This window comes from Rhodococcus sp. DMF-1 (assembly GCF_021441945.1).
GTDB classification, from domain to species: Bacteria; Actinomycetota; Actinomycetes; order Mycobacteriales; family Mycobacteriaceae; genus Rhodococcus; species Rhodococcus ruber.
The window spans coordinates 865,608-889,339 of record NZ_CP090442.1; the positions used below are offsets into that span (position 1 = coordinate 865,608).

Consider the following 23,732-nt stretch of genomic DNA (forward strand, 5'->3'; position numbering starts at 1 on the left):
GGGACATGGCCGAACGCCGGCGGGAATCCGATCCGTGGCTCGTAACCGCGGCCGTGGTCCTGGTCGTGCTCGGCCTGTTGAATCTGACCGCGATCGGGATGACGTCGCACGCCGTTCGGCACGCACTGTTCGCCGCGGCCGGTCTCGTCCTGATGCGCGTCGTCTCTCGCCTGCGGACGAGTGACCTGCGAGCATTCGGGTGGACGGTGCTCGCCGTGGCGACCGTGCTGTTGGCCGCGGTACCGCTCGCCGGGGTCGCGACGAAAGGCGCCCAGCGCTGGCTGGATTTCGGCGTGTTCACCGTCCAGCCGTCCGAACTCGCCAAACTCGCTGTCGTGCTGGTCCCGGCCGGCATCCTGGCCGGTGGCTTCACCCTCGGCCGGTTCGTGGCGGCCCTGACGGCCACCGGGGTACCGATCGCGCTCGTCGCGCTGCAACCGGACCTGTCGACTGCCCTGGTGCTCGTCGCGACGGTCATGGTCATGCTCATCCTGGCCAGGGTGCCGCTGCTGCCCCTGCTGCCGTTGTTCGCGGTGGGAGTCGCGTCGCTGCCGCTCGCCGTTCTCGTCCTCCGCCCCTACCAACTCGAACGCGTGCACGTGTTCCTGTCGAGCAACGTCGACCCGAGCGGGGCGGGGTGGGCCGCACTGCAGGCGGACATCGCCATCGGCAGCGGCGGCTGGTGGGGTCTGGCGCGAGACCCCCTGTACGAGGTGAGAGCCGACTATCTCCCGGAATCGGAACACGATCTCGCCTTCGCGAGCGTCGTGTACGGATGGGGACTGTTCGCCGGCCTGGCAGTCGTGGTGGCCACCACGGTGATCGTATGGCGGGCCGTCCTCGCCGCCCGCACCGCCCGGACCCGTGAGGCGGCGCTGGTCGCGGCGGGGATCGGCGCGTCGTTCGGGATCCACGCCCTGGTATCGATCGGTGCGAGTCTGTCGCTGATCCCGCACACCGGCATGCCGATCCCCCTGTTCAGCTACGGGGGGACTGCCGCGGTCGTCGCATTCGTGGCAGTCGGACTGGTACTCGCGGTGCGCAGGGACGGCGTCGCGCGGCCGCTGTGGCGTCCGGACCCGCGACGGCACCGTCGACTGCGAGGGGTCTCGGCAGGGGCCGTCGGCCTGACAGCGTCGCTCGTCGCGATGTCGATGGTCACCTGGCAGCTGCAACACGTCCGCGGTGCGGAGCTGCGCACCGCGGGCGAGGCGCAGATGATGCGCTGTATCCGGCTGCCCGCCGAGCGCGGTCTCATCGTCGACCGCAACGGTGTGCCGCTCGCGCTGAACGCCGCGGAGTACGCCGTCGCCGTCCTGCCCGAGGTGTTCGACGAGCACGATGCGGACTCGCGCCCGCGACTCGCTGCGCTGATCGGCCTCTCCCCGGACGAACTGGCCGAGGTGATGGGTGGACGTGCCGAAGGGGAACCGCAGGTCCTCGTCGGCAGGGTCGCGCCCGAACAGGCTCGGCAGGTCGTGAATGCGCGACTTCCCGGGATCCTCGTCGCCCCGTCCGGCCGCAGGACGTACCCGCACGGCGCGACGCTCGCGTCGGTACTCGGCCATGTCGGGGTCGCCGACCAGCAGGACATGCAACGCTGGCCGCATCTCGCGCTCGGATCGCGGGTCGGCAAGGCCGGACTCGAGAAGCAGTACGACGCGTTGCTGCGCGGCAGCGACGGCAAGCAGTGCATGTACGTCGATCCGACGGGACGTCCGGTCGCCCCCGGCACGCGGGTGGACCCGATACGGGGACACGACCTGCGGTTGCACCTCGACATCGGTCTGCAGGACCTGGCGACCACTGCGTTGACCGAGGCCGTCCGCACCAGCGGAGGCGACCTGGGCGCCGCGATCGTGATGGACGCCCGCACCGGAGCGGTACGGGCGATGGCCAGCGTGCCCGGATTCGACAACAACGCCTACGGCCCGCCGGCCGACCTCGTCGCCCTCGCGGCGCAGGCTCAGTCGTCCGGACCGGGGGCGATGGTCAACCACGTCGCCCAGACCGCCGCACCGCCCGGGTCGACGTTCAAGATCGTCACCGCCGCCGCGAACGCCGAGAACCCGGTTCTGGCACCGGAGACCGTGATCGCCACGGGCGCGGCCTACACCTACGGCGGGCACACCTTCCGGAACTGGCAGCCGATGGGTCCGCACGACCTGCTGCAGGCGATCCAGTGGTCCGACAACGTCTACTTCTACCGCCTGGCCGAGCTCCTCGGTCCCGAGCGGATCGCCGCGGTCGCCGGGCAACTCGGCGTGGGGCAGCGATCGGGAATCGACCTGCCGGGCGAGGCCGAAGGTTTCCTCGGCACGCCGGAGTCGGTGGCACGGATCGGGGCCACCTGGTATCCGGGCTCCACCCTGCTGATGGGCATCGGCCAGGGCACCGTCAGCGCGACCCCGCTGCAGGTGGCGCGGTGGACGTCGGGCATCGCCACCGGTGCGATGGTCACCCCTCGGCTCGCGGCGGCGTACGGGTCCGAGGACAACATCCCGATTCCCACGGCGCAGCCGCGCCGGCTGCCCTTCGCCGACCGGCTCGACCCCGTTCGGGCGGGGATGCGGGCGTCGGCGTCGGCCGGTACGGCCGGGCAGCTGGCCGATCTGCCGGTGCAGGCGGGCGCCAAGACCGGCACGGCGGAGGATCCGTCGGCACCCGGGGAGGGTCTGAACGCCTGGTTCTCCGCGGTCGCGCCCCTGGACGCGCCCGAGATCGTGGTGTCGGTGCTGGTGCGCGGCGGCGGGTTCGGGTCGGCGACCGCCGGGCCGGTGGTCGAGAGACTCCTGCGGTGGTACTTCCCGTCACCGCCGGTCGTGGAGTCGAATCGGTGATCAGCTGCTGTACGCCGCCACCACCTCGGGGTGCTCCAAGCAGGCCTTGGCGCCTTCCGCGACGCAGGTGAGGGGACGCTCCGCGGTCTTCACCGGGAACCCGAAGGCCTCCTCGAGCAGCTGCGACAGACCGCGCAGCATCGCCCCGCCACCGATGGTGAGCAGCCCCTCCGACATCACGTCGCCGATCGCCTGGGCGGGCAGGTCCTCGAGGCAGTCGGTCAAGGTCTGCACGATTCCCGCCGTCGTGGGTCGCAACGCATCCACGATCTCCTCGGTCTCGAGCGTGACCAGCCGGGCGCGGCCGGTGACGGCATCGCGTCCCTCCACGACGAGGGCCTGCCCGTCGGGCGTTCCGGGGGTGGCCACCTTCGCCCGCTCGGCGGTGAGCTCGCCGACGACGATCTTGTGCTCCGCGCGCAGGTACTGGTACAGCGCGTTGGTCAGTTCGTCTCCGGCGAGTCGGCAACTGCGATGGGAGAGGATGCCGCCGAAACAGATCGCGGTGACTTCCGAAGTGCCGCCGCCGATGTCCACGACGAGGTGGGCACGTGCCTCGAGCGGGTTGATGCCGCAGCCGAGGGCGCCGGCGACCGGCTCCGGCACCAGACCGACCTTCCGAAGGCCGGCCTCGTGTCCGACCTCGAGCACCGCGCGACGCTCGAGGGGCGTGGCCCCTGCGGGAACCGAGATCACACCCTTCGGTCGCAGACCGTAGGACCGGTGCGGGGCAACCCGTTTGACGACGGCCGTGACGAAGGTGCGGGCCGACTCCAGATCCACGATCACGCCGTCGCGCATCGGGCGAACCGGGGTGATGCCGACGGGGGTGCGACCGACCAGATCACGCGCATCCTGACCGATCGCGAGTGCGCGATGCGGGTCCTTCGTGCGAACCAGCAGGAACGACGGCTCGTTGAAGACGACGCCGTCTTCGGGGGTGGCGACGACTGTGTTGGCAGTGCCGAGATCGATTCCGAGTCCACCCATGTCGGCCTCCGAAGGGTTCGAACCGAGACCGTCTCGATGTTACGCAGCACCGGCTCCGCGGGGGCGGATATGGCGTGTCACCGACGAGGACGTCCGTTCGTCGCCGACCGTGCCCGTGCCCGAGCCCGAGCCCGACGCCGCCGGGAACCCGCGTCCCGGGATCCGCTGCGGGTCAGTTGCGGTATTCGGGGTTCGCGTCGAGGAACTTCGCGACGTACCAGCACGAGGCCGCGATCTTCAGACCCTCCGAGCGGGTCGTGTCGAGAGCGTGGCGGACCACCTCGGCGGCGAGTCCGTGGCCGCGGAACTGGGGCTGGGTGACGGTGTGGTCGAAGTCGCGCACCCCGTCCGAGTCGGTGTAGTCGGCGAACGCGGCGAGGGTGTCCCCGGTGTACAACGCGAACCTGGACTGGCCGGGGTGATGTTCGATGCGGTGCTCGTCGTTGGTCACACCATCGACCCTACCGGCCTGCACGCGGGCAGTGGGATCTGCCCGAGCCGGTAATGGGCCCGGGGTGGGATGCGATGTTCTGGTTGTGGACCTGTGTCGCGGGCGGGCCGGTACGAGTGGTGACGTGGTGGTGACGCGATGCAGGCGACGGCGGCGACGGGGTCAGGCGGGGACCTGGCCGGCGGGGGGGTGGGCCGCGCGGACGGCGTCGACGAACGCGGACTTGCGCGCCAGGTAGCGGTCGCGGAACTCGTCGAGATCGTCGGTCCCGTCGCTCGAGACGGCGGTGAGGTAGCCGAAGAGGGCGACCGCGGCGGTGAGCACCGGCTCGGGGGCGGACAGCCGCATCTCGTTGACGATCGCGTCGAGGTCGACGATGCCGCGGGCGACGGAACGCAGGTGCAGGTCGTCGGACTGCAGGGCTTCGGCGAGGTCGGCCTCGGCGAGGGCCGAGTGATCCGCCTCGAACAGATGGTTGTAGACACTGTCGGCGGCGTGCAGGAAGCGGACCTGCAAGGCGCGATCGGCCGCCCGCAGGGGCGCGGCGACGGTGGCGGCCGGCCGCGACGGTCGCGCGCCGATCCGGGTGGCGAAGACGCCGAGCAGGACGCCGGCCGCGAGTCCCACCGGTACGGCCCACCAGGGCGCCGCACCGCTCGTGAGCAGGTCGGTCAGTGTCTCCACCGTAGGAATGCTAACAGCGGAAGTCACATCAGTCGCACCAGTCACTCTGTTACCGAATCGTGCCGCCGGTGCGATCGGGTGGTTGTGGCAGGTCACTAACGTCAACGGTCGTTCGAAGGAGGTGCCGTATGACCGCATCCGTGCTGTCGGACGCACGACTCGTCCGCGCCCTGTCCGACGAATTCCTCTCGCGGCGGGTCGATTACCAGGCTCTGGAGAGCCTTCACCACGGGAACGTGGCGGACTGGGCCGCGGCGGCGAGCCGGGTCGCGGCGCTGTCGGACGAGGAGGAACGGCAACTCGTGCTGCGCTGGCGGGACAATCCCCGGGAACTGCTCGACATCCTGCTCGCCCGCGCCGACGAGGTCACCGCCCGCCGGTGCCGCACGGCCTGGGTCTCCCTCGACCGGTTCGCGCCGTTCGTCCACGCGAGCAGCGGCCCGTGAGCGACCGCGCCGGTACGCCCACTCACGCCTCGTCCACGACGATCACCTCGTCGTCGTCGAGTGCCCGGAACGGCAGCCGCTGCTGCGCGAGATATTCCAGCGTCCGTGCGACGCCCGCGTCGGCCAGGGCCGAGTCCCCGGCGTGCGGGACGATCGCGTAGTCCACCCACCCCAGACCGTCCCAGCGGGCCGGAACCCCGCAGACGACGTCCGCCTCGCCGGGGTCGTCGGAGAATTCGAGACCGCGCAGGGACGGCGTCACCAGGCAGGCCCCCGCGCTGTACCCCGCGTAGGCCGTCCGGCCGGAACGGACCAGGTCCGTGAGGATCTCGTCCCCGCCGCACAGGGCGAGCCGCGTGCGCAGCACGAACGTGTTGCCGCCGCGCACCCACAGCGCCCCGAACCGCGACAGCGCGGCTCGCAGCGACTCGGGCGAGCCGACGTGGTCCCGCAGGTCCACCTCGGCGGGTTCGTATCCCAGTGCGCGCAACGGCGCCAGCTCGCTCGCCACCGCCGAGTCGCGGGCCCGGGGAGGCCACGCGTCGGCCGCGTTGGCGATCACCGCGATCGGGCATGGGCCTCGGGTGACCCCGAGCAGCAACCCGGGGTCCGCGCCGAACCGGTAGGACGACAGGAACAGCCGCACGGAGCTGCCGCTCAGATCACGAAGGCGAGGTTGTCCACGATCCGCCGGCCGACCGTCGTGTCGCCGCCGAGGGCGATCTCGTCGAGGTGTTCGAACGCGTGCACACGGCCGCCGGCGAGCCGCACGAACAGGCGCGAATCCATCGCGACGGTGCTCGTCGCCGGACCGGACAGGGCCGGCACGACCGCGGCCCGGCCGTCCACCTCGACGTGAACGGTGCGGGCGAGCGGGCCGCTCAGCTCGAACGTGATCCGTGACCCGGCGGGAGCCTTGCCGAGCTTGCCGACAGCGAATGCGAGGGCCCCGAAGATCTCCGCGGACGCGAGTTCGGCGCGCGCGCCGCCCTCGTCGCCGGGGACGCCGAGCGCGTCTCGGAGGTCGAGTTCGTGCATCCAGCAGTCGAAGATGCGGATCCGCATGAACCGGCCGTAGGTCGCCTGGCCGACCGGGGTCGTCGCCGGTGCCTCGAAGTCCGCCTGGGTCATGGCCGCGAGCTGCTCCCGGCGACGGGCGACGATCTCCCGGTAGCGGGCCAGGACCTCGTCGCCCGGCGTGCCGCGCAGGGACTCGATCCAGCGTTCGTTGAAGGCGCCGATCTCGTTGCGGACGTGGCCGAGGGCGTGCACGTCGATCGCGACGTGCGGCGTCTCGACGCCGGCGAGCATCGACTCGGTTCCGATCAGGTGCGCCGTGATGTCCTTGACGGTCCAGCCGGGCAGGGAGGTGGGCGTGTACCAGGTGTCCCCATGGACGTCGGCGAGCAGCCCGTCGATGGCGTCGAACTGCTCGAGGAGCAGCGTGCGGATCGGTTCGACCGGGAACTCCGGCGTCTCCTTCGTATCCGGCGCAGTGCTTCCGGGAGCCGGGGTGTTTCCGTGTGTCACAGTGCGTCCTCCGCTTCGAGACGGGCCAGACCGGCGCGGATCGCCGCGCCGGTGGCCTCCGGGTCGTGGGGTCGGCGCCGCAGCAGTCCTGCCGCAAGGCGCAGCTTGTCGCCGCGCCGTCGCGGCAGCACGTGCAGATGCGCGTGGAAGACGGTCTGGAAGGCGGACCGACCGTCGTTGAACACCAGGTTGGCACCGTCCGCGGCGAGGTCCGAGCGTTGCATGCCGCGGGCGATGCGCTGCCCGGCGCGGAACAATGCGGCGCCGTGCCCGGGATCGAGATCGTCGAGCCGGGGTGCGTGAACCCGCGGCACCACCAGGGTGTGGCCCCGGGCGATGGGCCGGATGTCGAGGAAGGCCAGCACGTCGTCGTCCTCGTACACGCGCACTGCCGGGCCGTCGCCGCGGACTATGGCGCAGAACACGCAGGAGTTCACCCGCTCACTGTAGGCGGGGCGTCCGATCGGCGGCGACTGCGGCGACGAGTTGCGGCAGGCCCACTGCCGCGGTGGTGCGCCAGACCTCGTCCATCTGATCGGACAGGCCGGTCTCCTCGGGGTTGACCTCCACGACGGGGACGCCGTGCCGGCGAGCCAGCGAGGGCAGGCCGGCCGCGGGGTACACGATCCCCGACGTGCCCACCACGAACACCAGGTCGGCGGCGAGGACGGACGCGGTGGCGGCCTCCCAGGGGCCGGTCGGCAGCGGCTCGCCGAACCACACGACGCCGGGCCGCACGTCGCCGCCGCACGCGCCGCAGTCCGGTGGGTCGAGGCGGGCGACCGTCTCCGTGGGGGCCTCCGGGGGATCGGCGGGCGTGCCGCAGTCGGCACACCGCGGCGAGAACAGGCTGCCGTGCAGGTGCGAGAGCACGGGACTGCCGGCGCGCTCGTGCAGGTCGTCGACGTTCTGGGTGACGATCGACAGTTCCACGGCCTGTCCCCAGTCGGCCAGCGCCCGATGGCCGTCGTTCGGCTGCACTCGCCGGACCAGGGCCACGCGCCACTGGTACCAGGCCCACACGGACGCGCGGTCGCGCTCCCATGCCTCCGGGGTCGCCAGGTCGGCCGGGTCGAAGCGTTCCCACAGACCGGTCTGTGCGTCGCGGAACGTGGGCACGCCGCTCTCGGCGGACATCCCGGCGCCCGTGAGCACGGCGATCCGTCGTGCACGCCGGGCCAGACGGAGGATCCGCGGAGGGGGAATGGTCATCGGTTCAGGGTAGGGGGCCGGGACCGGACTCGTCGGTCCCCTTCTCGTCGTGGAGGAGGACGGCGCCGCAGCGCGGGCACGGGGCCTCCGGTTCCTCGAGGAAGAAACCGCAGTCGGGACAGACGCGATGCATCCAGCAGACGGGGTCGCCGCCGGCGTCCGGCACATCGTTCATCGCGCACCCCGCATCCGTTCCGCGAGGACGGCGGCGCCGCTGTGCTCGACGTCCCGGGTCGCGGTGAGCAGGACGATCGACCGGCCGTCGGCCAGGGCGTCGACGCGCGCCAGCGCGGCCCGCGCGTCCGGGCCGTCCAATTCGGTCAGGTACCGGTCGCGGAACTCGGCGAACTGCGACGCGTCGTGCGAGTACCACTTGCGCAGTCCGGTCGACGGCGCCAGGTCCTTGGCCCAGTCGTCGTGGTGGAACGCGTCCTTGCGCAGGCCGCGCGGCCACAGCCGGTCGACGAACACCCGGAACGCCTCCTCGTCGCCCGGATGGTCGTAGACGCGCTCGACGACGACACTGCGACGTGCCATGGACTCGTGCCTCCTCCCTCACGGCCGATACGGCAGAATTGTGAAGTGAACTACCTCACATTCTGGCACCGACTCACTGTTCGGACTCGATTCAGACGAAACCGAACGGTTGCGCCCCCGACCTGGGCGCGGTACGTCTGACTGGGCTCATCGCCCATAGTGCACGGCCCGAGTCGGCCGCTCGTCGCACATGACCCGCCGCTCATCGCGGTGAGGTGCCGATTCAACGCAGGAGTCGAAAACTTTGGAAACCGAGGATATGGGTACGGGACGTGCGGTGACAGCGCGACCCACCGTCGGCGTCGTTCGGGAAACCAACGACGGCGAGCGGCGGGTCGCGCTGGTGCCGATGATCGTGCCGTCGTTGATCAAGAAAGGGCTCGACGTGGTCGTCGAGTCCGGGGCCGGGCTCGGTGCGCTGATCCCGGACGAGGCCTACGCCGAGGCCGGGGCGCGGATCGGGGATGCCTGGTCGGCGGACGTGGTGCTCAAGGTGGCGCCGCCGTCGGACGCGGAGGTCGCGCGGATGCGGTCGGGGCAGACCCTGATCGGGTTCCTCGCCCCCCGTAACGCCGAGAACCAGATCGGGGCGCTCACCGCGGCCGGGGTGCAGGCGTTCGCCGTCGAGTCGATCCCGCGGATCTCCCGCGCGCAGGTGATGGATGCGCTGTCGTCGCAGGCGAACGTCGCCGGGTACAAGGCGGTGCTGGTCGCCGCGTCGGAGTCCACCCGGTTCTTCCCGATGCTCACCACCGCGGCGGGCACGGTCAAGCCGGCGACGGTGCTGGTGCTCGGTGTCGGGGTGGCCGGGCTGCAGGCGCTGGCCACGGCCAAGCGCCTCGGTGGGCGCACCACCGGGTACGACGTGCGTCCGGAGGTGGCCGACCAGGTCCGCTCGGTCGGGGCGCAGTGGCTCGATCTCGGGATCGACGCGGCCGGGGAGGGCGGGTACGCCCGCGAGCTCACCGAGGACGAACGCGCGCAGCAGCAGGCGGCGCTCGAGGAGGCCATCAAGGGCTTCGACGTGGTGATCACCACCGCGCTGGTGCCGGGCCGGCCCGCACCGCGGCTGGTGACCGCCGCCGCCGTGGAGGGCATGAAGCCCGGTTCGGTGGTGGTGGATCTGGCCGGGGAGACCGGCGGCAACTGCGAGCTGACCGAACCGGGGCAGACCGTGGTCAAGCACGCGGTGACGATCTGCTCGCCGCTGAACCTGCCCGCGACCATGCCCGAGCACGCCTCGCAGCTGTATTCGAAGAACGTCGTGGCCCTGCTCGAGCTGATGCTCGACGAGAACGGCAGGCTCGCCCCGGACTTCTCCGACGAGATCCTCGCCGGCGCGTGCGTGACCCGCTCGAAGGAGAACGTCTAGATGTATACGGAACTGTTGGCGAACATCGCGATCCTGGTGCTGGCCGGGTTCGTGGGCTTCGCCGTGATTTCGAAGGTGCCCAACACGCTGCACACCCCGCTGATGTCGGGCACCAACGCCATCCACGGCATCGTGGTGCTCGGTGCGCTGGTGGTCTTCGGCCACCTGCCCGCCGGCGCGCCGTGGAGCATCAAGGTCATCCTGTTCGTGGCGCTGGTGTTCGGCACGCTCAACGTCGTCGGCGGCTTCGTCGTCACCGACCGCATGCTGGGCATGTTCAAACCCAAGAAGCCAGTGACACCGCAGACCGCGCCTGCGGTGGCGGAGAAGGGAGCCGACGCGAAATGAGCTACCTCGTCTCCGTCCTGTACATCGTCGCGTTCGCGATGTTCATCTACGGTCTGATGGGCCTGACCGGCCCGAAGACCGCGGTGCGCGGCAACTACATCGCCGCGGCCGGCATGTTCGTCGCGGTCGTCGCCGTGCTGATCGACATCCGCGAGACCGACAACTGGCTGTGGATCGTCGCCGGCCTGGCCGTGGGTGTGGTCCTGGGTGTGCCGCCGGCGCTGCGCACCAAGATGACCGCGATGCCGCAGCTGGTGGCGCTGTTCAACGGTGTCGGTGGCGGCACCGTCGCGCTGATCGCGTGGGCGGAGTTCCTCGACTCGGACGGGTTCACCACCCTCGCCGAGGAGCCCACGGTGCACGTGGTGGTCGGCTCGCTGTTCGCCGCGATCGTCGGCTCGGTCTCGTTCTGGGGTTCGCTGGTGGCGTTCGCCAAGCTGCAGGAGCTGCTGAACAAGAACCTCGAACGCCGCCTCGTCGGCGCGGCCAAGGCCTTCCAGCTGGCCAACATCGTGCTCGCGCTGGCCTCGATCGCGATCGCCGTGTACATCGGTCTCGCGGCCGATCCGGCCAACGATCCCACCTCGGCGCTGTGGATCGTGGCGCTGCTGGTCGTGGCCGGGCTGATGGGCCTGTTCGTGGTGCTGCCGATCGGCGGCGCCGACATGCCGGTGGTGATCTCGCTGCTCAACGCCCTGACCGGTCTGTCCGCGGCGGCCGCGGGTCTGGCGCTGAACAACCAGGCGATGATCGTCGCCGGCATGATCGTCGGCGCGTCGGGTTCGATCCTGACCAACCTGATGGCCAAGGCGATGAACCGGTCGATCCCGGCGATCGTGTTCGGCTCCTTCGGCGGCGACGGCGGCGCCGGCGCCGGCCCGGCCGGGGCGGGCGGCACCGTCAAGGCCACCTCCGCCTCGGACGCGGCGATCCAGATGGCCTACGCCAACCAGGTCATCGTGGTGCCCGGCTACGGCCTGGCCGTGGCGCAGGCGCAGCACGCGGTCAAGGAGATGGCGGCAATGCTCGAGGACAAGGGGGTGGAGGTCAAGTACGCCATCCACCCGGTCGCCGGCCGGATGCCCGGGCACATGAACGTCCTGCTCGCCGAGGCCGAGGTGCCCTACGAGGCGCTCAAGGAGATGGACGACATCAACGGCGAGTTCTCCCGCACCGACGTCACCATCGTCATCGGTGCCAACGACGTCACCAACCCCGCCGCCCGGCAGGATTCGTCCAGCCCGATCTACGGCATGCCCATCCTCAACGTCGACCAGTCCAAGTCGGTCATCGTGCTCAAGCGCTCGATGTCCTCCGGCTACGCCGGCATCGACAACCCGCTGTTCACCGCCGACCAGACCTCCATGCTGTTCGGCGACGCGAAGAAGATGGTCTCCGAGGTCACCGAGGAACTCAAGGCGCTGTAAGCAGTTCGGCGCGCCCGGGGCGTCCGCACGGAACACCGTGCGGACGCCCCGTTCGTGTGCGACCGTCGAAGGCGGCAGGCGGGCCGCGCCCGGCCCGTCGCACCGACGGAAAGGACGCGTCCCGTGACCGAGCACCCCGCGACCGAGCCTTCGGGGACCGAGCAGCCCCGGACCGGCACCGACAGGACCTACAAGGTCGGCTATTTCGTCGGCAGCCTGTCGTCCACCTCGATCAACCGGATCCTGGCGAAGACACTGATCCGGCTCGCGCCGTCCGATCTCGACTTCGTCGAGATCCCCATCCGGGACCTGCCGCTCTACAGCCCCGACTACGACGCGAACTACCCGCCCGAGGGGGCGGCGCTCAAGGACGCGATCGGCGCCGTCGATGCGGTGCTGTTCGTCTCACCCGAGTACAACCGGTCGATTCCCGGCGCCTTGAAGAACGCCATCGACTGGGCGTCGCGGCCGTGGGGGCAGAACTCGTTCGATCACATCCCGGCGGCCGTGATCGGCGCGTCCATCGGCGCGATCGGCACCGCCGTCGGGCAGCAGAGCCTGCGCGCCGTGCTGAGCTTCTGCAACGCCCGGCAGATGACGTCGCCGGAGGCGTACATCCACTACACGCCCGAGGTCTTCGGCGACGACGGCAGCGTGCACAACGCCGGCACCGAGGACTTCCTCCGCAACTACATGCGCGAGTTCCGCGACCACGTCGTGCGGGTGCTGACCGTGCTGCCGCGTTAGCCGACCGATTCGTCCACCCGCTCGAGCGCGCGCCGGCTCCGCTCACCGACGGAGCCGGCGAGGGCGGCGGCGGCGAGCACGCACGCCAGCGGCACCGTCATCGCCACGGTGAGCGAGGTCGCCTCCGACAGCCAGCCGATGGTGGCGGGGCCCGCCAGGAACCCGATGTACCCCATGCCGACGACGCGGGACATGTTGCGGCCCGGGGCGCGGGCATCGATGTTCCCGGCGGCGCTGAAGATCTGCGGGACGGCCCCGGACAGGCCCAGCCCGAACAACGCCCACCCGGCGAGCGTCACCGGCAGCCACGGGGAGGCGATGACGGTGCCCATCCCGGCCCCCGCCAGCAGCGTGCCGTACCGGACGACGGCGACGGCACCGACGCGGGCGCTGACCCGGTCCGCGACGAAGCGCCCGAGCGTCATCGTCGCGGAGAACGCCCCGAAGGCCAACGCCGCGACCGCGTCCGGGCTGCCCAGCTGTTCCTTGACCTGCAGGGCACTCCAGTCGTTGGCGACGCCCTCGCTGAGCATCAGCATGAACGCGAGCCCGCCGAGCAGCAGCACCCGCCGCGAGTATCCGCCGCGCGGGCCGGACCCGTGCCGGTGCTCGACGCGCGGCACCCGCACGAGGTGCGGCGCCGCGACCACGACGACGAGCATGCCGACGAGGCCGGCCCCGCCCAGGGCCACCGCCGGGGCGAGCCCGGCCGCCAGGGTGCCCGCCCCCACCAGCGACCCGGCCACCCCGCCCACCGAGAACAGCCCGTGGAACGCGGCCATGATCGGCCGCCGGTAGCGTTGCTCGACCGCGACGGCCTGCGAGTTCATCGACACGTCCAGCGCGCCGTTGGCGAACCCGAACACCGCGAGCGCGGCACCCAGCTGCCAGGCCGCGCCGGCCAGACCGGGGCCGACGGTCGCCGCCGCCAGCAGCACTGCCGCGGTGACGGTGGTGCGGTCGCTGCCGAACCGGTCGGCGAGCGGACCGGTGGCCTGCATCCCCGCGATCGCGCCCGCCGCGAGGACCAGCAGCAGGGAACCGAGCGTGGCGTGGTCGATGCCGACGCGCTGCTCGATCGCGGGGATGTGCACCACCCACATCGCGAGCAGGAACCCGTTGACGCCGAAGGTCGCGAACACGGCCGCGCGGGCACGGCGAAGATCGTGAGCGCTCACATGTCCCGACGCTACCGGCCCTCAGATGCCGGCGAGCAGTTCCGGCACCGGGTCGGTGAGGATCGCGCCGATCTCGGCCAGCGCCCGCGCGGCCTGCTCACCGTCGACGAGCCGATGGTCGAACGACAGCGACAGCGTCGTGACCTGCCGGACGGCGAGCTCGCCGTCCACCACCCACGGACGCGGGCCGATCGCACCGAGCGCGAGGATGGCGGTCTCCCCGGGATTGAGGATGGGGGTGCCGGTGTCGACCCCGAACACGCCCACGTTGGTGATCGACACCGTGCCGCCGGTCAGCTCCGCCGGGGTGGCCCGGCCCGAGCGGGCCGTCTCCGCCGCCCGGGCGACGGCGTCGGCGAGGTCCGGCAGCGACAGGCGGTCGGCGTCGTGGATCACCGGCACCATCAGTCCCGCGTCGGTGGCGGTCGCGATGCCCAGGTTGACGTAGTGACGGGTGACGATCTCCTGGTGCTCCTCGTCCCACGCCGCGTTGAGGACCGGTTGGTGCGCGAGCACCCGCAGCAGCGCCTTGGCCACCACGGTGAGCGGCGTGGGATGCCGCCCCTCGAAGGCCGCCGCGCCGCGGAGCCGGGAGACGAGCTCGACCGTCGCCGTGACGTCGCAGGTGAGGAACACGGTGACGTGCGGGGCGGTGAAGGCACTGCGCGCCACTGCGGCGGCGGTGCGTCTGCGGATCCCGTGGATCGGGGTGCGGGTCTCGCGCGGCGGTCCGGCTTCCGGCGGCTGCGTGTCGCGGGCCTCCGCGGCCCGGCGCACGTCGGGCACGGTGATCACCCCGCCCGCACCGGTGCCGGTCACCCCGGTGAGATCCACGCCGAGCTCCCGGGCCTCGCGGCGGGCGGACGGCTTGGCGTCCGGCCGGTGCCGCGCCCCGGCCGGCGCCTGCGGGGACGGCGCCGCCGCGGCGCGTGCCGCGCGCCTGCTCGCCGGGGCCGCGCCCGGACCGTAGCCGACGAGCACCTGCACGGGTCCGCCGCCGTCGCCCGCGCCGGGGAGAGTGAACCGGATCAGCGGATTCCCCACGGGCACGCTGTCGCCGGGTTCGGCGAGCAGTTCGGCGACCGTCCCGGCGTACGGGGACGGCAGTTCCACGGTCGCCTTGGCGGTCTCGACCTCCGCGATCACCTGGTTGAGCTCGACCCGGTCCCCGACGGCCACGGTCCACGACACCAGTTCCGCCTCGGTCAGGCCCTCACCGAGGTCCGGCAGCCGGAACACCTCGCTGTGCCCGCCCGCCACGTCGCCGCGCTCGCTCACGCTCTGCTCCATGTCCCGGTCCTCACGCCGCGAGGCTGCGGTCGACGGCGTCGAGGATGCGGTCCGGGTCGGGCAGGTGGTGCGCCTCGAGTTTCGCCGGGGGATAGGGGATGTCGAATCCGCCGACCCGCAGCACCGGCGCCTCGAGCTGGTAGAAGCAGCGTTCCGAGAGGCGGGCGGCGATCTCGGCGCCGATGCCGCAGAACAGCGGTGCCTCCTGCACCACGACCAGGCGTCCGGTGCGCCGCACCGACGCCTCGACGGTGTCGAAGTCGACGGGCGAGACGGACCGCAGATCGATCACCTCCACGGAATGCCCCTCGGTCTCGGCGATCTGCGCGGCCTGCAGGGCGGTCGCGACCATCGAGCCGAACGTCACGACGGTGACGTCCGTGCCCGCGCGGGTGACGCGGGCCCGGTCCAGCGGCAGCTCCGGCTCCGCGTCGAGATCGACCTCGGCGCGGTCCCAGTACCGGCGCTTGGGCTCGAGGAAGATCACCGGATCGTCGAGGGCGACGGCCTGCTGGATCATCGCGTAGGCGTCGGCCGGGTTGCTCGGGCTGACCACCCGCAGTCCGGCGGTGTGCGCGAAGTACGCCTCGGGTGACTCGGAATGGTGTTCGACCGCCCCGATCCCGCCGCCGTAGGGGATGCGGATGGTCAGCGGTGCGGTGACCCGCCCGGCGGTGCGGTAGTGGATCTTGGCGACCTGCGAGACGATCTGGTCGAACGCGGGGTAGACGAAGCCGTCGAACTGGATCTCGCACACCGGTCGGTAGCCGCGCAGCGCCATGCCGAAAGCCGTTCCCACGATCCCGGATTCGGCGAGGGGGGTGTCGATGACGCGGTTGTCGCCGAAGTCCTTCTGCAACGTGTCGGTGACGCGGAAGACTCCGCCGAGCCGGCCGACGTCCTCTCCCATGATCACCACCTTGCGGTCGTGTTCGAGGGCCCGGCGCAGTCCGGCGCCGAGGGCGGCGCCGAGGGCCAGGGTGGTGGTGGTCATGACAGCGCCTCCTCGTGGGTCGCGTTCTCGAAACCGGCGAGGTAGTCGCGGTAGCGGGTGCGTTCCTCGGCGATCGCCGGGTGGTCGGTGGCGTAGACGTGGTCGAACATGCTCAGCGGCTCCGGATCCCGGGCGCCGAGGGTGCCGGCGCGCAACCGGGCCGCGGCCTCGTCCGCGGTGGCGCCGACCTCGTCGAAGAACCCGGCATCGGCGTGGCCCTCGCGCTCGAGCAGCCGGTGGAGCCGGTCGATCGGATCCCGCATCCGCCACAGTTCGGCCTCGGCCGGGGTGCGGTAGCGGGTGGGGTCGTCGGAGGTGGTGTGCGGGCCCATCCGGTAGGTGACGGCCTCGACGAACGACGGGCCGCTGCCCTCCCGTGCGTGCCGGGTGGCCTGGCGGGTGACGGCCAGCACCGCGAGCGCGTCGTTGCCGTCGACCTGCACGGCCGGCATTCCGTACCCGGCGGCGCGCTGCGCGATCGGGACGGGACTGTGCGAGTGGACCGGGTTGCTGATCGCCCAGTGGTTGTTCTGGCAGAAGAAGACCACGCCCACCCCCCATGCGACGGCGAAGCCGAGCGCCTCGGCGATGTCGCCCTGACTCGTCGCGCCGTCGCCGAAGTAGACGACGGTGGCGATCTCGGCGCCGTCGAAGTGGGCGCCCATCGCGTAGCCGGTGGCGTGCAGCCCCTGGGAGCCGACGACGATCGCGGGGTTGGTCATGTTCACGGCGGCCGGGTCCCAGCCGGAGTGGGCGCAGCCCCGCCACAACCGGGTCATGTCGGCGGGGTCGACGCCGCGGCACCAGGCCACGCCGTGCTCGCGGTAGCTGGTGAAGACGTAGTCGTCGCGGTGCAGGGCGTGCGCGGAGCCGACCTGAGCGGCCTCCTGGCCGAGCAGTGGTGCCCACAGTCCGAGTTCGCCCTGCCGTTGCAGCGCGGTGGCCTCGGCGTCGAGGCGGCGGACGACGACCATGTCGCGGTACAGGGCCCGGAGTTCGTCGGGTCCGACGTCGGCGACGAGCGCGGAGTACTCGGGATTGTGGACCCGTCGACCGTCGGGCTGGATCAGCTGGATCGGGTAGGCAATCTTGTCGACCACCGTGCACCACCTCGCTATGGCGGGACCGGTCGCCCTCGTGAGGCGCCCCGGACAAACCTGTGTTGTACATCACATGATCCACGCGGGGTGCAGGTGCGCAATCGATCGTCGCGTGATTGTGCAGCAAGCACGGTTTCGGGGGGTCCGGCGCTGTCATACTGCGAAACATGACCAGTCTCGATGCCACCGACGCCCGGATGCTGCTCGAGCTCGCGCGCACCCCGCGGGCGACCGGGGTGGAGTTGTCCCAGCGTCTCGGGCTGTCCCGGAACACGGTGCAGGCACGGCTCGCGCGGTGGGATGCGGAGGGGGTTCTCGGCTCGTTCGAGCGCCGGGTGGATCCGCGGGCGCTCGGCTACCCGCTGGCCGCGTTCGTCGCGACCCGGGTCGATCAGCACCGGCTCGACGCCGTCGTCGCGGCCCTCGGGCAGATCCCGGAGGTCACCGAGGTGTACGGCATGACGGGGCAGACGGACCTGTCGGTGAAGGTGGTCGCGCGGGACGCCGACGATCTCTACCGGCTGGCCGGGCAGATCCTCGAGATCCCCGGTGTCGAGCGCACCAACATGGCGCTGGTGATGCGCGAACTGGTGGGTCCGCGCACGGCGCCGCTGCTCGAGCGGCTCGCGCAGCGCTGAGGCGCCTTCCGCGCAGCGCTGAGGCGCCTTCCGTGCAGCGCTGAGGCGCCTTCCGGGACCGAACCCGGAAGGCGCCTCGGCGTGCGGGCTAGAGGATTTCGTAGATCGTGGCGTTGGCGGTGCCCCCGCCCTCACACATGGTCTGCAGACCGTAGCGGCCGCCGGTGTGGCGCAGGTGGTGGATCAGGGTCGCGGCGAGACGACCGCCCGAGGCGCCGAGGGGGTGGCCGAGGGCGATCGCGCCGCCCAGGGGGTTCAGCTTCTCGCTCGGTGCGCCGGTCTCGCGCTGCCATGCGAGCGGCACGGAGGCGAAGGCCTCGTTGACCTCGAACGCGTCGATGTCGCCGAGCGAGAGTCCCGACCGCTTCAGCGCCAGGGCGGTGGCCGGGATCGGACCGGTGAGCATCTTGACCGGGTCGTCGCCGGTGACGACGGCGGTGTGCACGCGCGCGAGCGGCGTCAGCCCCAGTGCCTTCGCCTGCTCCGACGTGGTGATCAGCAGCCCGGAGGCGCCGTCGGAGATCTGCGACGCGTTGCCGGCGGTGACCACGCCGTTCTCCCGGAAGGGGGCCTTCAGGCCGGCGAGCTTGTCGACGGTGGAGCCGCGCCGGATGCCCTCGTCGGAGTCGATCACGGTGCCGTCCGCCAGCGTGTAGGGCGCGATCTCGTCCGCGAACCGGCCCTCGTCCTGGGCCCGGGCGGCACGCTCGTGCGAGCGGACGGAGTACTCGTCGAGTTCGGTGCGCGAGATGGCCCACTGCTCGGCGATGATCTCGGCCCCGACGCCCTGGTTGAAGCGGCCGTTGAAGCCGGGCGCGGTGAGCTCGTCGGCGTACCGTTCGCGCGCCGGGCCGCCCATCTGCCCGGTGCCTTCGGGCGCGGAGGAGCCGAGCGGGATCGCGGACATGATCTCCACGCCGCCGGCGACGACGAGGTCGGCCTGGCCGGAGATCACCGCGGCGGCCGCCGTCGAGACGGCCTGCTGGGACGATCCGCACTGCCGGTCGATGGTGAAGCCGGGCACCGACTCCGGCCAGCCCGCACCGAGCACCGCCATGCGGCCGATGTTCCCGGACTGCATGCCCACGGACTGCACGGTGCCCCAGTGCACGTCGTCGACGAGGCTCGGGTCGATGCCGGTGCGCTCGGCGAGGGTGCGCAGGACGTGGGCGGACAGCTCGACGGCGTGAACGCCGGACAGGCCGCCGCCCCGCTTGCCGATGGGGGTGCGGACGGCTTCGACGATGACTGCATCGCGCATCTTCGGATCACTCTCTGTCGGGGACGTGCGGATGCCCCGGAGTGTAATCCGGTAGATGAATATGATGCCAAGCGGATGCTTGGTGGGTGGGAACTACTCCGCCGGGGGCGTCACCAGTTGCGCGACCGCCTTCTTGATCTCCTTGGGGATCGCCACGGGACGTCGCGTGCGGGTGTCGACGTACACGTGCACGAACCGCCCGGTCGCAGCCGCCTGCAGACCCCCCTCGCCGTCCTCCCGGAAGATCGCCAGCGAATAGGTCACGCTGCTGGTTCCCAGCCGCTCCACCGCCAGGCCCACGCGCAGCCGGTCCGGGAACGACAGCTCCGCCAGATACCGGCACGACGTCTCCGCGACCACGCCGATCGCGTCCAGCTCCCGGATGTCGACCCCGGTCGTGGCCATCAGCCACCCGTTGACGGCCGAGTCGAAGTACGAGTAATAGGTGACGTTGTTGACGTGGCCGTAGTGGTCGTTGTCCGCCCACCGGGTCTGCATCGGCCACAGGACCGGAAACCGGGCGGGAACGGGTGGGTCGGCGGCGGGCGTCGTCGGCTGGCGGTTCGTCACCGTCCTGACGATAGTCCCACGCGGACGGCAAGTCCGACCATCAACGCCCAGAATGCCGATCCGATACCGAACATGCTCCAACCGGACGCCGCGACCAGGAACGTCACGACCGCTGCTTCGCGTTCCGGCGCGTCGCGCAGAGCCGAGGCCAGCGCCCCGCCGAGCGTCGCGAGCAGGGCCAACCCGGCCACCGCCTCCACCACACCGTCGGGCGCCGTCGCCACGACCGTCGCGAGCCCGGTCGAGCACACCGCCAGCGCCAGGTAGGACCAGCCCGCGCACCACGCGACCACCCATCGGCGCGCCGGGTCGGGCTCGGCCTCGGGCGCCGCCGCCAGCGCGGCGCTGATCGCGGCGAGATTGATCGCGTGCCCACCGGCCGTCGCTCCCGCGACGGTGCCGAGCCCCGTGACCGTCATCGCCGCCCGCCACGGCGTGGCGTAACCGAACGAGTCGAGCACGGCCGTGCCCGGGATGTTCTGCGACGCCATCGTCACGATGTAGAGGGGGAGGGCGATGCCGAGCAACGCCTGCCACGTCCACGCCGGGGCCGTGAGCTCGAGCGCCGGCACCAGCTCCCGCGCCGCCGGCGCGGTTCCCGAGCGCACCAGATGGATCGCGACGACCACGGCCGCGGCCCCGAACGCCCCCGGCACCGCCCAGCGTGGCCGCAGCCGCTGCAGCACCAGCCACGTCGCCACCACCGGCAGGATCGCGGCGGGCGCGTCCATCACGCCCTCGACCGGGGCGAGGCAGAGCGGCACGAGAATCCCGGCGAGCATGGCCTGCGCCAACGATGCGGGGATCGCCGCGATCAGCGCGCCGAGGCGCGGCCACAGCCCCGTCAGGACGATCGCGGCGCCCACGACGACGAACGCGCCCACCGCCGCCGGCCAGCCGCCCGCCACCACACCGGTGCCCGCGAGCAGCGCGGCGCCCGGCGTGGACCACGCGAGCGTGATCGGCGTGCGGAACCGCCGTGCCAGCCACAGGATGCCGAGACCCTGGGTCAGGCAGAGCGCCGACAACCCCGAGGCCGCCTGCGACGGCGACGCCCCCACCGCCTGCAACCCCGTCAGCACCACCGCGAACGAACTGGTGAACCCGACGAGAGCGGTGACGACGCCCGCCCCGAGCGGCCGGATGAGCGAGTCGGGACGACTGGGCGCGGGGGCATCGGACACGGGCGGCAATTCTGCCGCAGCGGACCGGCACCGCCCGCGCCGCCCGGCACCGCCCGCGCCGACGTGTCAGGATCGGGGGCATGGTTGCCGATCCCGTGCTGATGACCGTGGACGAGCTGGCCGACCTCGTCGAGGCGGGCACGCCTCCGGTGCTGCTCGACGTGCGATGGTCGCTCGAGGACCCGGACGGCGAGGACCGCTACCGCGAAGGCCACATCCCCGGAGCGGTGTACGTCGACCTCGCCACCGAACTCGCCGACCGCGGATCCCCCGGCCGCGGCCGGCACCCGCTGCCCGACGTCGCCCGGCTGCAGGACCATGCCCGCCGGTGGGGGATCGACAACGGCGACACCGTCGTCGTCTACGACGACACCGGGGGCCTTGCCGCCGCCCGCGCCTGGTGGCTGCTGCGCTGGGCGGGTCTGAAGGACGTGCGCCTGCTCGACGGCGGGCTGCCGCTGTGGACGGCGACGGGCCGTGCTCTGGCGGCGGGCCCCGGCGAATTCGTCGAGTCCGGCTCGGTGACCCTGCGCGGCGGCTACCTGCCCACGGTCGACATCGACGAGGCCGGGCGATACCCCGCGCGGGGAACCCTGCTCGACGCGCGAGCCGCCGCGCGCTACCGCGGCGACGAGGAGCCGGTCGACCCGCGCGCCGGGCACATCCCCGGCGCGGTCAGCGCCCCCGCCACGGACAACCTCCGGGCGGACGGCACGTTCCGATCCGCCGAGGAACTCGCCGCACGATTCACCGCACTGTGCGGGGACCGTCCCGTCGCCGTGTACTGCGGGTCCGGGATCACCGCGACCCACGACATCGCGGCACTGGCCGTGGCGGGTATCGAGGCCGCGCTGTTCCCGGGGTCGTGGTCGCAGTGGTGCCAGGACCCGGCCCGGGAGGTCGCCACCGGGGCGTGAGGACCCGCGATCACCCCTGCGAGCGGGAGAACTCCGACGCGCGGCGCACCTGCTCGGGCGTCGGGGTCACCCCGGTGTACAGCGCGAACTGCTGCGCCGCCTGCAGGGCGATGACCTCGGCGCCGGTGATCACCGGCAGCCCGTGCGCGCGGGCCGCACGGATCAGTGGTGTCTCGGGGGGCATCGCCACGACGTCGAACACCGTCGACGCGGCGGCCACCGCGGCCGCGGGGAACGGCAGCTGCTCCGATTCGCGACCACCGGTCATCCCGACGGGGGTGGCGTTGACGAGCAGTCCCGGCGTGCGTCCGTCGAGCTCGGTGTGCCAGTCGAACCCGTACTGCCGAGCCAGGGCGGCTCCCGTCTCCTCGTTGCGGGCGATCACCGACACGTCGGTGAACCCGCTGTCGCGCAGGGCCGCCACGACGGCCTTGGCCATCCCGCCGCTGCCCGCGACGGCCGCCGGCATCCCCGGGTCGACCTCGTGCTCGCGGAGCAGGTCCGCCACCGCCTGGTAGTCGGTGTTGTAGGCGTGCAGCACGCCGTCCTCGTTGACGATCGTGTTGACCGACTCGATGGCGCGCGCCGAGTCGTGCAGCTCGTCGATCAGCGGAATCACGGCCTCCTTGAACGGCATCGACACCCCGCACCCCCGGATGCCGAGGCCGCGGATCCCTGCCACGGCCGACGGCAGGTCGGTGGTGGTGAACGCCTTGTACACGTAGTCGAGGCCGAGCTCGTCGTAGAGGTAGTTGTGGAAGCGGGTGCCGATGTTGCTCGGCCGTCCCGACAGCGAGATGCACAGACGGGTGTCCTTGGTGATGCGCGAGAGCATGCGTGCCACGCTAGTTCCCGTCGCGAGGACGCGGGGCACGGCGCTTTCAGCACGCGGCGATCGTCGCCGCCAGCGCCTCCCGGTCGGCCGCCGTGATCGGCAGCCCGTACCGCACCGCCACCGACAGGTACTTGCCCGCGAACCAGCAGCGGTACGCCACCGCGGGCGGCAGCCACTCGGCCGGGGTGTGATCGCGCTTGTCCTGATTCGCCGGCCCGTCCACCGCGATCAGGTTGAAGGCGACGTCGTTGGCGAACTGCCGGCGCCGCTCGACCGGCCACTCCGCCGCACCGAGGTCCCACGCCGCCGCCAGGGGATAGATGTGGTCGATCTGCACGGCCCGGCCCTCGGCGCGACGGAACTCGAGCCGGGCACCGGTGTAGGGGTCGGACAGCGTGCCCGACAGCACGATGCAGTCGCCGGTGCCGGGCCGGAACGCCACGTCGCGCAGATCCCGGGCGAGCACGTTGTTGCGGGTGTCGCACCCGTCGCGCCCACCCGGGCCCGGATGATCGTCCGACCACGCCTCCCCGAACACACATCCCTCGCCCGGCCCGCACCCGCGCTCGTACCCCGGCACCTGCGGCCGGTGCGGCACCACCGCCGCCCGCGCCAAGAGTTGTTCGAGCGCGCCGCGTGCGGGGCTGCCCGGTGCCGGTGGCGCGTTCGACTCGATCCGGTCCCACCCCCACGACACGGCGATCGCGACCGCCACCACCAGCCCCCAGAAAACTGCGCCCCCTCGCACGCGGACATTCTCACCGATCGCCCCGACAGCGCCGGCGCCGGCGCCGGCTCAGCCGTCGGTCGTCAACGGAAACCGGACCGCGTGGATGGATTCGATGGTGCGGCCGTCGTGCCCGACGATCCACGACCCGCCGTGCTGCTTGCACTCGGCGACCCGGTCGAACACGGTCAGCAGGAAGAACACCGCCTGCTCCGCGGTCGTGGTGGCGGCGAGCCGATGGGACTCACCGTGTTTCGTTCCGTCGAGCCACACGCCGCACTGTCCGTCGAGTCGCATCGCGGTGACGTGCTCGGAGTCGACGAACGCGTACTTGACCTGCTCCCACGGGGTGTGGGCGCTGTAGGTCTGCTCGAGGACCTGGATCATGATCGACATCGCAGTCTCCTGGTGGGTGCACCTGCAGCCCAGTGTCCTCCGGGGGCCCGGCCCGATC

Annotated in this window: 26 protein-coding genes; 8 read left to right on the top strand and 18 right to left on the bottom strand. The window is 71.8% G+C overall.

What is annotated here, in order from left to right; genetic code table 11:
* Positions 1 to 5: 5 nt before the first annotated feature.
* Positions 6 to 2,840, top strand: coding sequence for an FtsW/RodA/SpoVE family cell cycle protein (locus LZP97_RS04015; RefSeq protein WP_017680389.1), 2,835 nt, complete (start codon positions 6 to 8; stop codon positions 2,838 to 2,840).
* Here LZP97_RS04015 and LZP97_RS04020 read toward each other — a convergent pair whose 3' ends face one another.
* The 3 genes from LZP97_RS04020 to LZP97_RS04030 form a co-directional block, all read right to left on the bottom strand.
* Positions 2,841 to 3,830: a rod shape-determining protein gene (locus LZP97_RS04020; RefSeq protein ID WP_017680388.1), complete on the bottom strand. Its 990-nt coding sequence runs from the start codon at positions 3,828 to 3,830 to the stop codon at positions 2,841 to 2,843.
* Between the two features lie 172 nt (positions 3,831 to 4,002).
* The gene (locus LZP97_RS04025; RefSeq protein ID WP_010595821.1) at positions 4,003 to 4,281 is read right to left on the bottom strand and encodes a GNAT family N-acetyltransferase; all 279 of its coding nucleotides are present in this window, start codon (positions 4,279 to 4,281) and stop codon (positions 4,003 to 4,005) included.
* A gap of 162 nt (positions 4,282 to 4,443) precedes the next feature.
* Positions 4,444 to 4,965: a hypothetical protein gene (locus LZP97_RS04030; RefSeq protein WP_048772905.1), complete on the bottom strand. Its 522-nt coding sequence runs from the start codon at positions 4,963 to 4,965 to the stop codon at positions 4,444 to 4,446.
* A 128-nt stretch (positions 4,966 to 5,093) separates the two neighbouring features.
* On the opposite strand from LZP97_RS04030, the gene LZP97_RS04035 reads away from it, so the two are divergent.
* Entirely contained in the window at positions 5,094 to 5,411 is a 318-nt protein-coding gene (locus tag LZP97_RS04035; RefSeq protein ID WP_010595823.1) for a hypothetical protein, read from the top strand.
* 22 nt (positions 5,412 to 5,433) lie between these two features.
* On the opposite strand, the gene LZP97_RS04040 is transcribed toward LZP97_RS04035, so the two are convergent.
* From LZP97_RS04040 to LZP97_RS04060, 5 genes are all read right to left on the bottom strand, one after another.
* On the bottom strand, positions 5,434 to 6,057 hold the full coding sequence (locus tag LZP97_RS04040) for a Type 1 glutamine amidotransferase-like domain-containing protein (RefSeq protein ID WP_040275862.1): 624 nt from the start codon (positions 6,055 to 6,057) through the stop codon (positions 5,434 to 5,436).
* A gap of 11 nt (positions 6,058 to 6,068) precedes the next feature.
* Entirely contained in the window at positions 6,069 to 6,941 is an 873-nt protein-coding gene (locus LZP97_RS04045; RefSeq protein WP_010595825.1) for a maleylpyruvate isomerase family mycothiol-dependent enzyme, read from the bottom strand.
* Positions 6,938 to 7,378, bottom strand: coding sequence for an HIT family protein (locus LZP97_RS04050; protein WP_017680384.1), 441 nt, complete (start codon positions 7,376 to 7,378; stop codon positions 6,938 to 6,940). The genes LZP97_RS04045 and LZP97_RS04050 overlap by 4 nt, the downstream gene beginning before the upstream one ends.
* Positions 7,379 to 7,382: 4 nt before the next feature.
* A complete protein-coding gene (locus LZP97_RS04055; RefSeq protein ID WP_040275867.1) occupies positions 7,383 to 8,153 on the bottom strand; it encodes an SIR2 family NAD-dependent protein deacylase in 771 nt (256 codons plus the stop codon).
* 171 nt (positions 8,154 to 8,324) lie between these two features.
* Complete coding sequence (locus LZP97_RS04060) at positions 8,325 to 8,690, bottom strand: DUF488 domain-containing protein (protein WP_017680382.1); 366 nt, start codon at positions 8,688 to 8,690, stop codon at positions 8,325 to 8,327.
* 259 nt (positions 8,691 to 8,949) lie between these two features.
* On the opposite strand from LZP97_RS04060, the gene LZP97_RS04065 reads away from it, so the two are divergent.
* The 4 genes from LZP97_RS04065 to LZP97_RS04080 all read left to right on the top strand — a co-directional run bounded on the left by LZP97_RS04065 (position 8,950) and on the right by LZP97_RS04080 (position 12,584).
* The gene (locus LZP97_RS04065) at positions 8,950 to 10,062 is read left to right on the top strand and encodes a Re/Si-specific NAD(P)(+) transhydrogenase subunit alpha (RefSeq protein ID WP_040275874.1); all 1,113 of its coding nucleotides are present in this window, start codon (positions 8,950 to 8,952) and stop codon (positions 10,060 to 10,062) included.
* Positions 10,063 to 10,410, top strand: coding sequence for an NAD(P) transhydrogenase subunit alpha (locus LZP97_RS04070; RefSeq protein WP_010595831.1), 348 nt, complete (start codon positions 10,063 to 10,065; stop codon positions 10,408 to 10,410).
* Complete coding sequence (locus tag LZP97_RS04075) at positions 10,407 to 11,837, top strand: NAD(P)(+) transhydrogenase (Re/Si-specific) subunit beta (RefSeq protein WP_010595832.1); 1,431 nt, start codon at positions 10,407 to 10,409, stop codon at positions 11,835 to 11,837. Before LZP97_RS04070 ends, LZP97_RS04075 begins: the two co-directional genes overlap by 4 nt.
* A 123-nt stretch (positions 11,838 to 11,960) precedes the next feature.
* On the top strand, positions 11,961 to 12,584 hold the full coding sequence (locus LZP97_RS04080) for an NADPH-dependent FMN reductase (RefSeq protein WP_010595833.1): 624 nt from the start codon (positions 11,961 to 11,963) through the stop codon (positions 12,582 to 12,584).
* On the opposite strand, the gene LZP97_RS04085 is transcribed toward LZP97_RS04080, so the two are convergent.
* The 4 genes from LZP97_RS04085 to pdhA all read right to left on the bottom strand — a co-directional run bounded on the left by LZP97_RS04085 (position 12,581) and on the right by pdhA (position 17,146).
* Positions 12,581 to 13,687 carry an MFS transporter gene (locus LZP97_RS04085; RefSeq protein ID WP_230831840.1) on the bottom strand — a complete coding sequence of 369 codons (1,107 nt, stop codon included), beginning with the start codon at positions 13,685 to 13,687 and terminating at the stop codon, positions 12,581 to 12,583. The genes LZP97_RS04080 and LZP97_RS04085 overlap by 4 nt on opposite strands.
* A 96-nt stretch (positions 13,688 to 13,783) precedes the next feature.
* On the bottom strand, positions 13,784 to 15,052 hold the full coding sequence (locus LZP97_RS04090) for a dihydrolipoamide acetyltransferase family protein (protein ID WP_010595836.1): 1,269 nt from the start codon (positions 15,050 to 15,052) through the stop codon (positions 13,784 to 13,786).
* 10 nt (positions 15,053 to 15,062) lie between these two features.
* A complete protein-coding gene (locus LZP97_RS04095) occupies positions 15,063 to 16,046 on the bottom strand; it encodes an alpha-ketoacid dehydrogenase subunit beta (protein ID WP_010595837.1) in 984 nt (327 codons plus the stop codon).
* Positions 16,043 to 17,146 (bottom strand): pyruvate dehydrogenase (acetyl-transferring) E1 component subunit alpha, encoded by a 1,104-nt coding sequence (pdhA, locus tag LZP97_RS04100; RefSeq protein WP_010595838.1) that lies wholly within the window; start codon positions 17,144 to 17,146, stop codon positions 16,043 to 16,045. The genes LZP97_RS04095 and pdhA overlap by 4 nt, the downstream gene beginning before the upstream one ends.
* A gap of 167 nt (positions 17,147 to 17,313) precedes the next feature.
* Here pdhA and LZP97_RS04105 point away from each other — a divergent pair, with 167 nt between their 5' ends.
* Positions 17,314 to 17,784: an Lrp/AsnC family transcriptional regulator gene (locus tag LZP97_RS04105; RefSeq protein ID WP_010595839.1), complete on the top strand. Its 471-nt coding sequence runs from the start codon at positions 17,314 to 17,316 to the stop codon at positions 17,782 to 17,784.
* An 88-nt stretch (positions 17,785 to 17,872) separates the two neighbouring features.
* Here the strand turns inward: LZP97_RS04105 and LZP97_RS04110 are convergent, their stop codons facing one another.
* The 3 genes from LZP97_RS04110 to LZP97_RS04120 form a co-directional block, all read right to left on the bottom strand.
* Positions 17,873 to 19,045 (bottom strand): thiolase family protein, encoded by a 1,173-nt coding sequence (locus LZP97_RS04110; RefSeq protein WP_040275877.1) that lies wholly within the window; start codon positions 19,043 to 19,045, stop codon positions 17,873 to 17,875.
* A 93-nt stretch (positions 19,046 to 19,138) separates the two neighbouring features.
* A complete protein-coding gene (locus LZP97_RS04115) occupies positions 19,139 to 19,615 on the bottom strand; it encodes an acyl-CoA thioesterase (protein ID WP_010595841.1) in 477 nt (158 codons plus the stop codon).
* Positions 19,612 to 20,799, bottom strand: a complete 1,188-nt coding sequence (locus tag LZP97_RS04120; RefSeq protein ID WP_017681727.1) for a benzoate/H(+) symporter BenE family transporter — start codon at positions 20,797 to 20,799, stop codon at positions 19,612 to 19,614. The genes LZP97_RS04115 and LZP97_RS04120 overlap by 4 nt, the downstream gene beginning before the upstream one ends.
* An 80-nt stretch (positions 20,800 to 20,879) precedes the next feature.
* Between LZP97_RS04120 and LZP97_RS04125 the strand changes: the two genes are divergently transcribed.
* Positions 20,880 to 21,716 carry a sulfurtransferase gene (locus LZP97_RS04125; protein ID WP_040275878.1) on the top strand — a complete coding sequence of 279 codons (837 nt, stop codon included), beginning with the start codon at positions 20,880 to 20,882 and terminating at the stop codon, positions 21,714 to 21,716.
* Between the two features lie 10 nt (positions 21,717 to 21,726).
* Here the strand turns inward: LZP97_RS04125 and LZP97_RS04130 are convergent, their stop codons facing one another.
* From LZP97_RS04130 to LZP97_RS04140, 3 genes are read right to left on the bottom strand one after another with little or no spacing between them, the layout of a single operon-like run.
* A complete protein-coding gene (locus LZP97_RS04130; protein WP_200903455.1) occupies positions 21,727 to 22,551 on the bottom strand; it encodes a shikimate 5-dehydrogenase in 825 nt (274 codons plus the stop codon).
* Between the two features lie 46 nt (positions 22,552 to 22,597).
* Positions 22,598 to 23,299, bottom strand: a complete 702-nt coding sequence (locus tag LZP97_RS04135; protein ID WP_372462642.1) for an HNH endonuclease family protein — start codon at positions 23,297 to 23,299, stop codon at positions 22,598 to 22,600.
* 48 nt (positions 23,300 to 23,347) lie between these two features.
* Positions 23,348 to 23,674, bottom strand: a complete 327-nt coding sequence (locus tag LZP97_RS04140) for a hypothetical protein (RefSeq protein ID WP_010595846.1) — start codon at positions 23,672 to 23,674, stop codon at positions 23,348 to 23,350.
* Positions 23,675 to 23,732 lie beyond the last annotated feature (58 nt).